At 31.2% G+C, this 15347-nt stretch carries 18 protein-coding genes; 16 read left to right on the top strand and 2 right to left on the bottom strand.

Annotated features, from left to right (window positions below; translation table 11 throughout):
- The first annotated feature begins 1 nt into the window (after position 1).
- From KO500_RS05855 to KO500_RS05785, 15 genes are all read left to right on the top strand, one after another.
- Entirely contained in the window at positions 2-415 is a 414-nt protein-coding gene (locus KO500_RS05855; protein WP_215955565.1) for a bactofilin family protein, read from the top strand.
- On the top strand, positions 393-620 hold the full coding sequence (locus tag KO500_RS05850; protein WP_215955564.1) for an AtpZ/AtpI family protein: 228 nt from the start codon (positions 393-395) through the stop codon (positions 618-620). The genes KO500_RS05855 and KO500_RS05850 overlap by 23 nt, the downstream gene beginning before the upstream one ends.
- 5 nt (positions 621-625) lie before the next feature.
- Complete coding sequence (locus KO500_RS05845; RefSeq protein WP_215955563.1) at positions 626-1003, top strand: DUF6168 family protein; 378 nt, start codon at positions 626-628, stop codon at positions 1001-1003.
- Positions 1004-1098: 95 nt separating this feature from the next.
- Positions 1099-2295 carry a F0F1 ATP synthase subunit A gene (gene atpB, locus KO500_RS05840; RefSeq protein ID WP_215955562.1) on the top strand — a complete coding sequence of 399 codons (1197 nt, stop codon included), beginning with the start codon at positions 1099-1101 and terminating at the stop codon, positions 2293-2295.
- 39 nt (positions 2296-2334) lie between these two features.
- Positions 2335-2523: an ATP synthase F0 subunit C gene (gene atpE, locus KO500_RS05835; protein ID WP_215955561.1), complete on the top strand. Its 189-nt coding sequence runs from the start codon at positions 2335-2337 to the stop codon at positions 2521-2523.
- A gap of 95 nt (positions 2524-2618) precedes the next feature.
- Positions 2619-3119 (top strand): F0F1 ATP synthase subunit B, encoded by a 501-nt coding sequence (locus KO500_RS05830; protein ID WP_215955560.1) that lies wholly within the window; start codon positions 2619-2621, stop codon positions 3117-3119.
- A 4-nt stretch (positions 3120-3123) separates the two neighbouring features.
- Entirely contained in the window at positions 3124-3663 is a 540-nt protein-coding gene (atpH, locus tag KO500_RS05825; RefSeq protein ID WP_215955559.1) for an ATP synthase F1 subunit delta, read from the top strand.
- A 56-nt stretch (positions 3664-3719) separates the two neighbouring features.
- Positions 3720-5294, top strand: coding sequence for a F0F1 ATP synthase subunit alpha (gene atpA / locus KO500_RS05820; protein ID WP_215955558.1), 1575 nt, complete (start codon positions 3720-3722; stop codon positions 5292-5294).
- Positions 5295-5363: 69 nt separating this feature from the next.
- Positions 5364-6224: an ATP synthase F1 subunit gamma gene (gene atpG / locus KO500_RS05815; RefSeq protein ID WP_215955557.1), complete on the top strand. Its 861-nt coding sequence runs from the start codon at positions 5364-5366 to the stop codon at positions 6222-6224.
- A 176-nt stretch (positions 6225-6400) separates the two neighbouring features.
- The gene (locus tag KO500_RS05810) at positions 6401-7864 is read left to right on the top strand and encodes a lipopolysaccharide biosynthesis protein (RefSeq protein ID WP_215955556.1); all 1464 of its coding nucleotides are present in this window, start codon (positions 6401-6403) and stop codon (positions 7862-7864) included.
- A 22-nt stretch (positions 7865-7886) separates the two neighbouring features.
- Entirely contained in the window at positions 7887-8321 is a 435-nt protein-coding gene (dut, locus tag KO500_RS05805) for a dUTP diphosphatase (RefSeq protein WP_215955555.1), read from the top strand.
- A gap of 46 nt (positions 8322-8367) precedes the next feature.
- A complete protein-coding gene (locus tag KO500_RS05800; protein ID WP_215955554.1) occupies positions 8368-9384 on the top strand; it encodes a sugar phosphate nucleotidyltransferase in 1017 nt (338 codons plus the stop codon).
- Between the two features lie 152 nt (positions 9385-9536).
- Positions 9537-10499, top strand: coding sequence for a tetratricopeptide repeat protein (locus KO500_RS05795; protein ID WP_215955553.1), 963 nt, complete (start codon positions 9537-9539; stop codon positions 10497-10499).
- 11 nt (positions 10500-10510) lie between these two features.
- Complete coding sequence (locus KO500_RS05790; protein ID WP_354668434.1) at positions 10511-11275, top strand: DUF4292 domain-containing protein; 765 nt, start codon at positions 10511-10513, stop codon at positions 11273-11275.
- Position 11276: 1 nt separating this feature from the next.
- Positions 11277-12524, top strand: coding sequence for a murein hydrolase activator EnvC family protein (locus tag KO500_RS05785; RefSeq protein WP_215955552.1), 1248 nt, complete (start codon positions 11277-11279; stop codon positions 12522-12524).
- Positions 12525-12535: 11 nt separating this feature from the next.
- On the opposite strand, the gene KO500_RS05780 is transcribed toward KO500_RS05785, so the two are convergent.
- A complete protein-coding gene (locus KO500_RS05780) occupies positions 12536-13045 on the bottom strand; it encodes an acyl-CoA thioesterase (RefSeq protein WP_215955551.1) in 510 nt (169 codons plus the stop codon).
- Between the two features lie 58 nt (positions 13046-13103).
- Positions 13104-14075: an SPOR domain-containing protein gene (locus KO500_RS05775; RefSeq protein WP_215955550.1), complete on the bottom strand. Its 972-nt coding sequence runs from the start codon at positions 14073-14075 to the stop codon at positions 13104-13106.
- 104 nt (positions 14076-14179) lie between these two features.
- On the opposite strand from KO500_RS05775, the gene dprA reads away from it, so the two are divergent.
- Complete coding sequence (dprA, locus tag KO500_RS05770) at positions 14180-15283, top strand: DNA-processing protein DprA (RefSeq protein ID WP_215955549.1); 1104 nt, start codon at positions 14180-14182, stop codon at positions 15281-15283.
- Positions 15284-15347 lie beyond the last annotated feature (64 nt).

Genomic DNA, 15347 nt, shown 5'->3' with positions numbered 1-15347 from the left:
CATGTTTTCAGACAATAAAAAACAAAAAGGAATGCCAGAAATAGGAGGACAGCCTAACAGAATTGAAAAAAACACCCGTATCAAAGGTGACATTACATCAGAAGCAGATTTTAGAATTGATGGTAAATTAGATGGTAACGTAAAAACATCTGGTAAGGTAGTCATTGGTAAAGACGGTTATATACACGGTAAAGTAGAATGTGTAAATGCTGATATTGAAGGTAGCTTCAACGGTGAACTTTTAGTGACAAACTTATTATCATTAAAATCTTCAGCAAAAATTGAAGGTGTTGTTTCTGTATCAAAATTAGCAGTAGAGCCTGGCGCAACTTTTAATGCTGCTTGTACAATGGGCGGTGGTAAACCAGTAAATAAATCTGCAACCCATTCAAATGGAACCGCAAAAGCATCCTAAAAAAACAAACAAAGGTTTACAAACAGCCGCAAAACTATCAGGTATTGGTATTCAAATGGGAATAACAATTTACTTAGGTAATTTGCTAGGTGCTTGGTTAGATAAAAAATTTGAAGCAAATTATTTAGAAATAGTTATTACACTTATTGCTATTTTTGTAGCCACATATGCTATGATCCGTCAGGCAAATAATTTAAATAACTAAGCACCTTGTTAAAATCTATTCTTCAATATATTATTGTTTTTACAATATTATTTATAGTGGGTAAATACACTCACTTTTTTATTTTAAATAATGATATTACATTTCCGTTAGGTGAAGTTTACCTATATCATTATGTATTTTCATTATGTATTTGCTGTCTATTCACATATTTGGTACATGAAGATATTTTAAAAGAACAATTGGGATTAATTTATTTAGCAACACTTTTTTTAAAAATAATTTTTTTTACAATACTATTTAAAAGCACCATGTTTGGAGACACTCCTATAGCTCAGCAAGATAGAGTTTCAATGCTAGTTCCTATGGGTATTTTTCTATTCACAGAAGTATTCTTTATATCTAAAATATTAAGAAGAATTTAGTTCGTTAAGAATAAAACAAAAAAATATTTGATATTTATTTTTAATAACTACCTTTGCACAAAATTTTAAGGGAGTAATTTTTCGAATCGTTTATAATGAATATAGCATCAAAATACCTTAGTAGAGTAGCTTTATTAATTATCCTTTTGAACTCATTTCAAGGATTTTCAATTTCTGACAAAGAAAAACAAGAGCATTCTATTGAAAAAGGTGAAGAAATAAATACAAAGGATGGTATAAACGATTATATCGCTCATCACCTTAAAGATTCTCACGATTTCCATTTATTTTCATATAATAATGATGCTGGTGAACGTCAACATATTGGCTTTCCATTACCAGTAATAGTTTGGACAAGTAATGGTTTAGTTACTTTCATGTCTTCGCAGTTTCATCATGATGATGCTGGTCATGTAATTGTCGAACGTAATGGAACAAAACTTACAAAGATTCATAGCAAAATTTATGAGTTAGATGCTTCAGCATCACATGTGAATTTTGATGAACACCACCACCCTACTAACGCCCATAAAGTTTTAGACTTTTCTATAACCAAAAGTGTTGTTGGTATGTTATTGGTAGGTTTATTAATGATTTTAGCTTTTGGAGCTTTAGCAAGAGGCTACAAAAAGAGTTCAATACCAACAGGTTTCTCTAGGGTTTTAGAACCACTAGTAATTTATGTTCGAGATGAAATTGCTCGTCCAAATATTGGCGAAAAGCATTACCGTAAATTCATGGGTTTCTTACTTACTGTGTTTTTCTTTATCTGGATTTTGAATTTATTAGGTTTAACACCACTAGGGTTTAACGTTACAGGTCAAATAGCCGTTACTGTTTGTTTAGCGATATTTACATTTTTTGTAGTTACTTTTAGTGGTAATAAAGATTATTGGAAACATATTTTTTGGATGCCAGGTGTACCAGTTCCAATGAAAATAATTTTAATGCCTATTGAAATATTAGGTATGTTAACTAAGCCATTCTCTTTACTTATTCGTTTATTCGCAAACATGACAGCTGGTCACTTTGTGGTAATGAGTTTAATTGCCTTAATGATTACTTTAAAAGAATCATTCGGTCCAGTAGGTTCAACAGGCTTATCATTAGTATTGGCATTATTTATCTCACTTATTGAAATTTTAGTTGCTTTCTTACAAGCATTTATATTTACTATGTTATCATCTTTATTTATTGGTATGGCCGTTGCAGAGCACGATCATGATCATGAACATGATAGTCATGGGCATGAAATAGAAGATGCAGAAGACGTAAGAGGTGATTTCATTTAACAAGAGTTTATTTTTTAATTTAATATAAATCAATTTACTATGTACAATTTAATTGGAGCAGGATTAATCGTAATCGGTGGTGGTATCGGTCTAGGTATGATCGGTAGCAAAGCAATGGAAGGTATTGCTAGACAACCAGAAGCAGCTGGAAAAATCCAAACTGCGATGATTATCATCGGTGCCTTATTAGAAGGTTTAGCATTCGGTGCATTAATCTTAGGGAAGTAATTCCTAAAAGTAAAAAAGAACCGCTTTCTGTAACGGTTGGTTACAGAAACGGTTTTTTAAAAATTAAAAAATAAGAAATTTAACTTTTTCACATAATGGAAACTTTATTAAACGATTTTTCTCCAGGCTTATTTGTAATGCAAGCCGTTATCTTATTAATATTAATATTTTTAATGATAAAATTTGCATGGAAACCAATTCTTAATTCTTTAAACGAGAGAGAAACTGGTATTGCAGATGCACTTGCTGCAGCAGAAAATGCAAAAAAAGAAATGCAAAACATCACGGCTGATAGTGAGCGTTTGCTACAAGAAGCTCGTACTGAAAGAGAAACTATGATTAAAGAGGCTCGTGACATTAAAGAAAAAATGTTAGCGGACGCTAAAGATCAAGCTCAAGCAGAAGGTGATAAAATTCTTAAACAAGCTCAAGAAGCTATTGAGAGTGAAAAGAAAGTTGCACTTGCTGATATAAAAAACCAAGTTGCTTCATTATCTGTTGAAATCGCAGAAAAAGTAATCCAAGAACAACTATCTAACAAAGACAAACAATTACAATTGGTTGAAAATATGTTAGGTGATATCAAATTAAACTAGAAGCATGAGCGAATCTAGAGCAGCATTACGATACGCAAAAGCAACCTTAGACCAAGCGGTTGAAAATAAAGCATTACCTGCTTTAGAGGAAGATATGCGTTCTATTGCTCAAACTATAAATGAAAACAAAGAGCTATCAGATGTGTTAAATAGCCCTGTTGTTAAAAGTTCAGATAAAAAGAACATTATTTCTGAAATTTTTAAAGGTTCAAATCAAATCACTCAAGGTTTAGTTGATGTTTTAATTGACAATAAAAGAGTAGGACTTTTAAATGAAGTAGCTCTAAAATATATTATATTAAATGAAGAGTTAAAAGGGCAAGGTGTAGCTTTTGTTACAACTGCAGTACCTTTAACTTCTGATTTAGAGAAAAAAATATTAGACAAAGTAGTTGAATTAACTGGGAAAAAAGTTGTTGTAAAAAATACAATTGACGAAAAAATTCTTGGTGGTTTTGTACTTAGAGTTGGAGATTTACAATATGATGCAAGCATCGCGAGTAAATTAGGAAATTTAAAAAGAGAATTTACAAACAGTTTATAATTATAATAACGTGGTAGAAAAATTATATTTGTACCACAACTTATATCTTTAATAACATGGCAGGAGTAAAAGCCGCTGAAGTATCAGCAATATTAAAACAACAGTTATCAGGATTTGAAGCTAGTGCATCTTTAGACGAAGTAGGTACAGTTTTGCAAATTGGTGATGGTATCGCAAGAGTTTACGGATTATCTAATGCACAATATGGTGAGTTAGTTGAATTTGAAGGCGGATTGCAAGGTATCGTTCTTAACTTAGAAGAAGACAACGTTGGTGTTGTATTGTTAAGCCCATCAAGAGATATTAAAGAAGGTACTGTTGTAAAACGTACACAAACAATTGCTTCTATAAAAGTTGGTGAAGGTATTGTTGGTCGTGTTGTTAATACATTAGGACAGCCAATAGATGGTAAAGGTGCTATTTCTGGGGACCTTTACGATTTACCATTAGAGCGTAAAGCTCCTGGTGTTGTTTATCGTGAGCCAGTTACTGAGCCATTACAAACTGGTATTAAAGCAATTGATGCTATGATTCCTGTTGGTAGAGGTCAACGTGAGCTTGTTATTGGTGACCGTCAAACTGGTAAAACAACTGTTTGTATTGATGCCATCTTAAATCAAAAAGAATTTTACGATGCTGGTAAGCCAGTATATTGTATATATGTTGCTATAGGTCAAAAAGCATCTACAGTAGCAAATATTGCTCAAACATTAGAGGATAACGGTGCATTAGCTTATACTACTATTGTAGCAGCTAACGCTTCTGACCCTGCTTCTATGCAAGTTTATGCTCCTTTCGCAGGTGCAGCAATTGGTGAGTACTTTAGAGATACAGGTAGACCTGCATTAATCATTTATGATGATTTATCTAAACAAGCCGTTGCATATAGAGAGGTTTCTTTATTATTAAGAAGACCACCAGGACGTGAGGCTTACCCAGGTGATGTATTTTACCTACACTCTCGTTTATTAGAGCGTTCAGCTAAAGTTATAGCAAATGATGCTATTGCAAAAGATATGAATGATCTTCCTGAAGCATTAAAGCCAATCGTAAAAGGTGGTGGTTCATTAACTGCTTTACCAATTATCGAAACTCAGGCGGGTGATGTTTCTGCTTATATTCCAACAAACGTAATTTCTATTACTGATGGTCAAATATTCTTAGAACAAGATTTATTTAACCAAGGTGTACGACCGGCAATAAACGTAGGTATTTCTGTATCTCGTGTTGGTGGTAACGCACAGATAAAATCAATGAAAAAAGTATCTGGTACATTAAAACTAGATCAAGCACAATTCCGTGAGCTAGAAGCTTTCGCAAAGTTTGGTTCTGATTTAGATGCCGCTACTTTAAATGTAATTGAAAAAGGTCGTCGTAATGTTGAGATTTTAAAGCAAGCTCAAAACGACCCTTATACAGTTGAAGATCAGGTTGCAATTATTTATGCTGGATCTAAAAACTTATTAAAAAATGTTCCTGTTAATAAAGTAAAAGAATTTGAACGTGATTTCATTGAGTTCTTAAATGCTAAACATAGAGATACATTAGATACTTTAAAATCAGGTAAATTAACTGATGAAGTTATTGATGTTTTAGTATCAGTATCAAAAGAATTATCAGCAAAATATTAATTAGATTTCATTCAGTATTGATTGCTACATTTAAAAACATAGTAATCAATACTCAATTCTAAATACAGAATGGCAAACTTAAAAGAAATACGTAACAGAATATCATCCGTTTCTTCAACGATGCAGATTACTAGTGCTATGAAAATGGTATCAGCTGCAAAACTGAAGAAAGCACAGGATGCAATTACTGCTATGCGTCCTTATTCGGATAAGCTTACGGAACTTTTACAAAGTTTAAGTGCTAGTTTAAATGCTGAATCTGGAAGTCAATATGCTGATAACCGCGAAGTAAATAAAGTTTTGATTGTAGCTATAACTTCAAACAGAGGTTTATGTGGTGCTTTTAATACAAACATCATTAAACAAACTACAGTTTTAGCAAATGAAATTTACGCAGGTAAGCAAGTTCACTTTATGGCTATTGGTAAAAAAGCTAACGATATTTTAGAAAAAAAATATACCGTTATTAATAACCATAGCGATATTTATGACGAGCTTACTTTTGATAATGTAGCTGCAATTGCCGAAGAATTAATGGGGATATTCACCGATGGTTCTTATGATAAAATTGAAATTGTTTACAATAAGTTCAAAAATGCTGCTACTCAAATTATCATGACTGAGCAATTTTTACCGATTGTTCCTGTAACATCTGAAGAAACAAATGCTGCAGATTACGTATATGAGCCATCAAAATTAGAAATTGTAGAGCAATTAATACCAAAGTCACTTAAGACACAATTATATAAAGCTATTCGCGATTCATTTGCTAGTGAACATGGTGCTCGTATGACTGCTATGCATAAAGCAACAGATAACGCAACAGAATTAAGAGATCAATTGAAGTTAACTTATAATAAAGCCAGACAAGCTGCAATTACTAATGAAATATTAGAAATTGTTGGTGGTGCTGAAGCATTAAATAACTAAATACTTCAAATTATTTAAAAATAGAAAAAACCTCATCTTAACATGAGGTTTTTTCTATTTTAAGAAATTGCTGGTTAGCTTAACAATAAATTAGCTAAACTATTCTTTCTAAACGAAAACAACTTACTTTGTTCTAAGGCTTTAAATAAGTACTTTTAAGCTCTAATATTTCAACGTTGAATCCATTTAAGAAACTTTTTAAACAAACCTTTATATATGGTTTAGCTACAGTACTACCAAGAATGTTGTCATTTTTTCTGGTACGTTTATATACTGATGTTATGCCACCAGGTTTATATGGAGAGGTTTCAATTATATTTTCATGGTTTGCAATATTTAATGTCTTTTTAGCTTATGGAATGGAAACCGCTTTTTTTAGATTCTTTCATAAGTCTAATGACAGGTCACAAGTAGTATCGACCTCATTAATTTCAATACTAATATCTACAGGCATATTTTTTACCTTCGCTTTTATATTTAAAAATCAATTTGCAAACATTTCTAATATTCATGTCAAATACATTGAATATGCAATTTATATACTAGTACTAGATACTTTAGTAATAATCCCCTTTTCTTGGCTTAGAGCGAATGAAAAACCAATGAAATATGCAATTATAAAAATTGCTAATGTTTCTATTAATTTAGGTTTGAACATATTCTTCTTAATACTCCTTCCAAAGTTGATTGAAAACAATCCAGAGTCAATTTTTGAAAGTGTTTACAGGCAAGATTATCAAATATCATACATATTCTTATCAAATTTATTTGCAAGCAGTATAACGCTTCTATTTATGTCCAATTTGTATATAAAAAATAAGTACATTTTTAACAAAGAGCTTTGGAGAAAGATGATGAACTATGCAATGCCTGTTTTAGTTGCTGGAATTGCGTATACAATAAATGAAGTTTTTGATAGAATTTTACTAAGCTGGTTGTTACCAGAGAAAATAGCAGAAATAGAAATCGGAAAATATGCAGCTTGTTATAAACTAGCATTATTTATGACATTGTTTGCTACAGCATTTAGAATGGGAATAGAACCTTTCTTTTTTAGTCATTCAAACACAAAAAATCCGCAAAAAGCTTATGCTCAAATTACAGATTATTTTGTAATTATAGGATCAGTAATTTTATTATCTGTTATTGTTTTTTCAGATGTTTTAAAATACATTTTTGTGAACAATGAAGCATACTGGGAAGCAATGAAAATTGTACCACTTATAATACTAGCAAATTTTTTTTTAGGAATATACCACAATCTCTCCGTTTGGTACAAAGTGACCGATAAAACAAGATATGGTGCATTTATATCATGTATAGGGGCTGCAATAACATTAATAATAAATTTAATATTAATACCAACATTAAGTTACATGGCATCAGCAATTGCAACATTGTTAGCTTACGGAACAATGATGATACTCTCCTATTGGTTTGGGAAAAAAAATTATCCGATACCATATAATCTTAGAAAAATAGGATTTTATTTATCAATATCAATCCTATTTTCAATACTATCATTTTATGTTTTTAATAGAAACCTTATAGCAGGGAGTGTATTATTAATTATATTTTTAGGAATGACTTATAAACTTGAAAATGAAAAACTAAGACAAGTTTTTATCAAAAAAAAATAGTTTACAAAAAACAACACATCAGATGGAAATAAAAATTATTAATAAATCAAATCACGACTTACCTGAATATGAAACTTTAGCTTCGGCAGGAATGGATTTAAGAGCCAATTTGGCTCAAGTAATAACACTTAAACCCTTAGAACGTATAATTGTAAAGACTGGACTTTTTATTGAATTACCCATAGGGTTTGAAGCACAAGTTAGACCAAGAAGTGGATTGGCGGTAAAAAAAGGAATTACCGTTTTGAATGCACCAGGAACCATAGATGCAGACTATAGAGGAGAAATTGGCGTTATACTTGTAAACTTATCAAATAATGAATTTGTAATAGAAAACGGAGAACGAATCGCACAGCTAGTAATAGCTAAACATGAACGTGCAAAATGGAATTTAGTAACAGAACTTACCGAAACAAAGAGGGGTGAAGGTGGTTTTGGCAGTACAGGTGTAAAATAAAAAGCACCGTATTTACATTAATAAGTATCAACAAATACAAAACATTATGAAAATTATAGTACCGATGGCTGGTCGTGGTTCACGATTAAGGCCTCATACTTTAACAGTACCTAAACCATTAATACCAGTTGCAGGAAAACCGATTGTACACAGATTGGTTTCAGACATTGCAGGAGTATTAAATGAAGATATTGATGAAATTGCTTTTATATTAGGTGATCCAGCATTTTTTGGGGAAGATGTTGTCGAGAGCTTAAAAGAATTAGCAATCGAATTAGGTGCAAAACCAAGTATTTACAGACAATTAGATCCAAAAGGAACGGGGCACGCAATTATGTGTGCAGAACCTTCACTAAGCGGACCAGCAGTTATCGCCTATGCTGATACATTGATACGAGCAGATTTTAATTTAGATAAAGATGCTGATAGTGTTATTTGGACTAAGAAAGTGGAAAATCCTTCAGCGTACGGTGTTGTAAATTTAAACGAGAAAGAAGAGATAGTTGAACTCGTAGAAAAACCAGAAACATTTGTAAGTGATCAAGCAGTAATAGGTATCTATTACTTTAAAGATGTTGCGGTTCTTAAAAATGAATTGCAATACGTATTGGATAATAACATTATTCATGGCGGTGAATACCAAATTAATGATGGTATTAAACGTATGATGCAAAATGGTAAAATATTTAAAACGGGTACTGTAAGTGAATGGATGGATTGTGGTAACAAAAATGTTACTGTTGAAACTAACCAAAGAATGTTAGGGTTTTTAGAAAAAGATGGAGAGACATTAATTTCAAAAACTGTAAAATTAGAAAATGCAAATATTGTTGAACCTTGTTTTATTGGTGAGAATGTAGTATTAAAAAATACAACTGTAGGGCCTTTTGTATCAATAGGTGATAATACTGAAATAGAAAATTCTACTATAAAAAACAGCATCATACAAACAAATACAAAAATAACAAACGCCAATCTTGATAATGCAATGATTGGTAACCATGCAAAATACAATGGTAATTTTGAAACCGTAAGTATTGGCGATTATTCTGTTTTAGAATAGTTAAAGTTTAAAAACAAATATTTAAAATGTACTAATTTGGTCAATATATGATCGATTAGTACATTTTTGTTTTAAACGAATTCATATTAAGGTTGGTACATTTATTGTTTGCCAATAGTTATTCTTATTTTTGATTATTGTTAAGAGTTATAATGAAAAAAGCACACAATTGTTTTTATTCTTGCTTGGGGTTTTTACTAATCTCTAGCGTTAGCTTTGCGCAAGAAAAAAACACTTTAAACAATGAAGACAGTGCATCATTATTTTTAGAAGAATATTCTGATACTTTTCAAGAAGCATTTTTTGAAGCATTAAAACAAAAAGGTATAGAAAATTATGACAAAACCATTAATTTATTACTAGACTGTAAAAGAATAAAAGATGATAATAATGTAGTAGATTTTGAATTAGCTAAAGCATACAAAGAAACCAAACAATATGATTTAGCGGAAGAATACGCAATAAACGCTGTAAACTCTGACCCTGAAAATTATTGGTATTTAAATACTTTAGTTACAATTTTAAGTTCTAAAAGAAGTAGCATTGGTACTATTAAAAATCAAATACCTGAAGGAAATATCATCTTTAAACAAAATCTTGCTGAAATTTATTATGACCACAATAATTTTTTAGCAACTACCGCAGTTCTAAACACCTTAGAACCATCTGATTTCACCAGGAAATTAAACTCCAAATTAAAAGTCAGTATAAAGCAAGCAGAAGAAAAGTCAACAAGTTTTAGTTTTAGTACTACAAACAATACAAAAAGTAAAAGCGGTAATTCGACTGATGAAAATACTACTATTGAGCATTACAAAACTAGAATATTAGGTTTACTACGAAGTAAGAGCTATATTTTACTTGATAACCTATCAAAAGATGCGTTAGAAAACTACCCAGCACAACCTTATTTCTATTATGCAAGAGGTGTCGCGCTAAATCACAAAAAAAAATACCGTGAAGCTATTCAAGTATTAGAAGAATCATTAGATTATATGCTAGATGATATTAAGTTGTCAAATAAAATATATGAAGAGCTGGTTGATGCATATACCGCAATTCATAATACAGTAAAGGCTTCAATATATAAGCAAAAAATAAAACCCGGATTTTAAAAAATATTTCTGTGATAAAAAAAATAATACCAATTGTTATACTTTTATTTATAACATCTTGTAAATCAACAAAAGTTGTAACCGGAGGAGCAATAAATACAAATTTAAGCCCTAAAGCCATAATCAAAAGTCATTATGCCAATGAAATAGATTTCAATACAATTTCTGGTAAAATGAAAATTGATTATAATGATGGTGAGAATTCTCAAGGCTTTAGCGTAAGTCTTAGAATAGAAAAAGATAAAGCTATATGGATTAGTGCACCATTGGGAATTGTGAAAGCATATATTACTCCTGAGAGAGTTTCTTTTTACAATAAATTAGATAACTCATATTTTGATGGAGACTTTAGTTATTTAAGTAAAATATTAGGTACGGATTTGGATTTTGAAAAAGTTCAGAATTTGTTATTGGGCCAAGCAATTTTAGATTTAAAAAAAGGGAAGTATCAAGCTACAGTAACAGCTGAAAGTTATAATTTGAAACCAAAAAACGCTGCTGATTTATTCAAAATCTTATTTCAAGTTGAACCAAAGCATTTTAAAATAGCTAAGCAACAAATCTCACAACCTGAAAAGAATAATCTTTTAAATATTAAATATTCTAACTATCAAGAAGTGTCTAATAGAATATTACCAAATGAAATTAATATTGTCGCCAAAATGGATGGCAAAGAAAGTAATATTGATATTGAATATAGAAATATTGAATTGGATAGAAAAGTTAAGTTTCCATATTCAATACCAAATGGTTTTAAAGAGATTATTTTAAAGTAATATGCATCCTCTTAGAACATACCGTCTTTTATTAAGCTTAAGTTTTATCTTATGCTTTGCTTTTGGTTATACTCAAACTTCTGAACAAAAAAACCTTGAAGCAAAACGAGAAAAATTACAAAATGAAATTCAACAAATAAATAAATTACTATTCGCTGAAAAGAAAGAAAGAGGAAACGTTTTAGATCAAATGAACGCTCTTGATAAAAAGATTTCAGTACGTGAGCAACTTATTAGAGTTACTAATGAGCAATCTAATTTGCTAAACCGACAACTAAATGCAAATATTAGAAACATTGCTAAGCTTAGAAATGAGTTAGAAACATTAAAAGAAGATTACGCATTAATGATTCAGAAGTCATATCAGAACAAATCACAACAAAGTAGACTAATGTTCTTACTTTCTTCTGAAAGCTTCTTTCAGGGCTTTAAAAGGCTTCAATACATGAAGCAATACACGCAATTTAGGAAAGAGCAAGGTGAACAAATTGTTACAAAGGCAGAACAACTTAAAAACTTGAATCTTGAACTTACAGAACAACGAAAAGAGAAAGACAAATTAATTGCTGAAAATACAAGTGCAAAAAAGGAATTGCAAAAAGAAAAGAATTCTCAAAATGTACTGTTAGCAACAATCAAAAGAAACGAAAGCAAGTATGCTTCGTCTATTAAAAAGAAAGAACAAGAAGCTCGAAAAATTGATCAGCAAATAGAAAACTTAATTAAGAATGCTATTGTAAGTGCTAACAAAAAATCTGGAAAAACAACTTCAACAAAAAATAGCTCTACTAGTAACGCTAAATTTATTTTAACCCCAGAAGCTAAAGTATTAGCTGGAAAATTTTCAGCAAACAAAGGGCGCTTGATTTGGCCTGTTGAAAAAGGAATCAAAAGTATCGGTTTTGGTGTGTACAGAGACCCAGTATACCCAGGAATAAAACACCAAAATAATGGCGTAATTATAGCCACGGAAAAAGGTGTTAATGCTAGAGCTATTTTTGAAGGTGAAATACTAGCAGTAATAAGTGTTCCTGGTGGTAAAAAAGGGGTGCAAATTAAACACGGTAACTACATTAGCACCTATTATAATTTAACATCGGTAACTGTAAAAAAAGGAGATAAAGTAAAAGCTAAAGAAACATTAGGAGAAGTTTATACTAACGGATCTAATAAACAAACGCTATTAAAATTCTACTTGTATCAAGATACTTCCCGTTTAAATCCTGAAGAATGGATTTACCAATTGTAACTCTATAAATATTAAGAAAATAAAGCTTTCAATTCTGTAGCATCGTCAGGTTTCATTTTCCCTGATAAAACTAAACTAAGTTGTTTTCTTCTTAATGCTCCTTCGTAACGCTCTTTCTCTAGTTCTGTTTCTGGGCTAATTTCCGGAACAACTGTAGGCTTACCAGAATCATCAACTGCAACAAAGGTATAAATAGCATCATTTGCTTTAGATTTAGAGCCTGTAAATCTGTCTTCTACCCAAACATCAATATAAACCTCCATAGAAGTTCTAAAAGCTCTTGAAACACGTGCATCAACAGTTACAACACTACCATTTGGTACAGCTTGGTTAAAGGCTACATGATTAACAGAAGCGGTAACGGTAATTCTACGACTATGTCTACGTGCGGCAATACTTGCTGCTCGATCCATACGTGCTAATAATTCTCCTCCAAACAAATTATTTAAAGGATTGGTCTCACTAGGTAAAACCATATCAGTCATTATTGTTCTAGATTCACTCGGAGTCTTCGCAATCATACCTCTAAAATTTTAAGAAAGTTATAGTAAACTTAATCTATTAAAATAAACCTACTATTTATTGTTGAAACAACCAAGCGTCACTTGATTCTGTACGCTTAATTTTTCTAAGATAGTTTACTGCATCATTTGAGTCGGTAAAGTTTTCAAAACTTACCACATGAAAACCAAATTTATTTACACCAATATAACTTGCATTATAACCTTTACGCTGTAATGCCGTGATTTTTTTATCTGCATTTTCTTTTACTTTAAAAGCACCAGCAATAATATAATATGTCATTGTATTAGGTGTTTCTATAGCCTCTTCAGTTGAGGCTAAAACTCTGGCTTTTAAATTCAAAGCTGGTAACTCTAACGGTGTTGTATCGAAAAATGTAGCTTCTTCTATATTTTTTGATACTTCTTTCTGTGCTGTTTGTTGTGCTAACTGTGAATTAAATTTATTATCCTTAAAAACTTTAAAACCAGATAAACCTACAGATACACCCAATAAAACTACTGCCGCATATTTTAAGTATGATCTAAATTGATTTTTCTCTCTTTTTTCAGGAGTAATTATAAAAGGAATTTCTTCTTCTAAAGCTACTACTTCTTCCTTTAGTTGCTCACGAGTAATTATTGGAGAAACGCATGAAGAAAGGCCGAAAGAAGTTGTTAAGTAATTTTCTTGATTTGCTGGTTCAAACTGAAGTTTGCCTTCTTTATTAAACCATAATTTACCAATACTACCTAAAAGTAAACGCTCGCCATTATTGAGTTTGTTCTTCCACTCTTTTGAAACCTCAGCTATTTGAGTTAACATATCTTCGTATGTTGTTTTTTCAGCATCAGCAACGTAAGAAACCAACAAACCGTCATTGGATTGTAGTTGTTCGTTGAAAGAAACCACTTTTGAAGGTGGGTGAAACGTGTGATTTGCTTCTTTTATATATGCAGATTTTGTTTGTGTTAAAAATGCACCAAATTCTGGTACCATTACACAATTGTACCTATATAATAATTCTTCAATGTAGTGTTCTAGTCTCATCGAGACAAAGATTGTAAAAATTTAGCGGAACTAAAACCTTTAAGATTACTTTTTATTAACATTAAATTTGATGTATTTTGTGGGCCAAATACGAACCAAAACAAATGATTGATACTGAACTTCTTGCAACACTTCGATTGCAACGAATCCCTAATATTGGTGATGTAACAGCGAAAAAACTTATTTCACATTGTGGAAGTCCCACTACAATTTTTGAGGATAAACTGCAAAACTTATTAAAAATCGAAGGTATTGGTACCTTTACTTTAAAAAACTTATTTAACGAAAAATATTTAAAGGAAGCTGAAGAAGAATTTAGATATATTAAACAGGAAAATATTAAGGTAACCTATTTTTTAGATGCTGATTATCCTAATTATTTAAAGCATTGTATTGATGGCCCGATACTCCTATTCAAAAAAGGGAATATACAACTTGAAAACAGAAAAATTATAGGTGTTGTTGGTACACGAAAAATCACAAGTTATGGCACAGCTTTTTGCGAAAAATTAATTGAAGATTTAGCACCATTAAACCCAATAATAGTAAGTGGATTTGCTTATGGCGTTGATATTTGCATCCAGAAAGCAGCAATTAAACACGGTTTGCAAACTATTGGGTGTTTAGCACATGGTTTAAACCAGATTTACCCTAAAGTTCATGCTAAATATACATCAGAAGTTGAACAAAATGGTGGCTTTTTCACAGAATTTTGGTCAAATAGTAGCCCTGAGCGTGAAAATTTCTTAAAAAGGAATAGAATAGTTGCCGGAATGAGTGAAGCTACAATTGTTGTAGAATCTGCAGAAAAAGGAGGAAGTTTAGTTACAGCAGATATCGCACATAGTTATAATCGAGATGTTTTTGCTGTTCCTGGTCGTGCTGGTGATAAATATAGTGCAGGTTGCAATACACTTATAAAACAACAAAAAGCACAAATGTTAACCTCAGCAGCTGATTTGGTATATGCGCTAGGTTGGCAATTAGACGACAAAAAAAATAAAACAATACAGAGACAACTGTTTATTGATTTAGATGAAAGCGAACAAAAGATTCACAATTACCTACAATCAAATGGGAAGCAACTTTTAGATAGTATTGCACTTGATTGTCAAATGCCAATTTTTAAAGTATCATCTACATTATTAAACATGGAAATGAAAGGTGTGATTAGACCATTACCAGGAAAACTGTTTGAAGCTTTATAAAAACCTAGCATGTTCATCAAAATAATACACAAACACTTAATAATTCCTCCAATAAATAGTGACA

It is taken from the genome of Cellulophaga baltica (genome assembly GCF_018861125.1).
Taxonomy (GTDB): domain Bacteria; phylum Bacteroidota; class Bacteroidia; order Flavobacteriales; family Flavobacteriaceae; genus Cellulophaga; species Cellulophaga baltica_A.
Note: the sequence above shows the minus strand (reverse complement) of the source record. Positions and strands in the feature narration are given on the sequence as shown.

What these genes read in the sequence shown, in the direction of transcription:
- KO500_RS05850 (WP_215955564.1), top strand. Translation starts at nt 393, where the DNA reads ATGGAACCGCAAAAGCATCCTAAAAAAACAAACAAAGGTTTACAAACA.
- KO500_RS05830 (WP_215955560.1), top strand. Translation starts at nt 2,619, where the DNA reads ATGGAAACTTTATTAAACGATTTTTCTCCAGGCTTATTTGTAATGCAA.
- dprA (WP_215955549.1), top strand. Translation starts at nt 14,180, where the DNA reads ATGATTGATACTGAACTTCTTGCAACACTTCGATTGCAACGAATCCCT.
- KO500_RS05775 (WP_215955550.1), bottom strand. Translation starts at nt 14,075, where the DNA reads ATGAGACTAGAACACTACATTGAAGAATTATTATATAGGTACAATTGT.
- atpB (WP_215955562.1), top strand. Translation starts at nt 1,099, where the DNA reads ATGAATATAGCATCAAAATACCTTAGTAGAGTAGCTTTATTAATTATC.
- KO500_RS05785 (WP_215955552.1), top strand. Translation starts at nt 11,277, where the DNA reads ATGCATCCTCTTAGAACATACCGTCTTTTATTAAGCTTAAGTTTTATC.
- KO500_RS05795 (WP_215955553.1), top strand. Translation starts at nt 9,537, where the DNA reads ATGAAAAAAGCACACAATTGTTTTTATTCTTGCTTGGGGTTTTTACTA.
- atpE (WP_215955561.1), top strand. Translation starts at nt 2,335, where the DNA reads ATGTACAATTTAATTGGAGCAGGATTAATCGTAATCGGTGGTGGTATC.
- dut (WP_215955555.1), top strand. Translation starts at nt 7,887, where the DNA reads ATGGAAATAAAAATTATTAATAAATCAAATCACGACTTACCTGAATAT.
- KO500_RS05800 (WP_215955554.1), top strand. Translation starts at nt 8,368, where the DNA reads ATGAAAATTATAGTACCGATGGCTGGTCGTGGTTCACGATTAAGGCCT.
- atpA (WP_215955558.1), top strand. Translation starts at nt 3,720, where the DNA reads ATGGCAGGAGTAAAAGCCGCTGAAGTATCAGCAATATTAAAACAACAG.
- atpG (WP_215955557.1), top strand. Translation starts at nt 5,364, where the DNA reads ATGGCAAACTTAAAAGAAATACGTAACAGAATATCATCCGTTTCTTCA.
- KO500_RS05780 (WP_215955551.1), bottom strand. Translation starts at nt 13,045, where the DNA reads ATGATTGCGAAGACTCCGAGTGAATCTAGAACAATAATGACTGATATG.
- atpH (WP_215955559.1), top strand. Translation starts at nt 3,124, where the DNA reads ATGAGCGAATCTAGAGCAGCATTACGATACGCAAAAGCAACCTTAGAC.
- KO500_RS05855 (WP_215955565.1), top strand. Translation starts at nt 2, where the DNA reads ATGTTTTCAGACAATAAAAAACAAAAAGGAATGCCAGAAATAGGAGGA.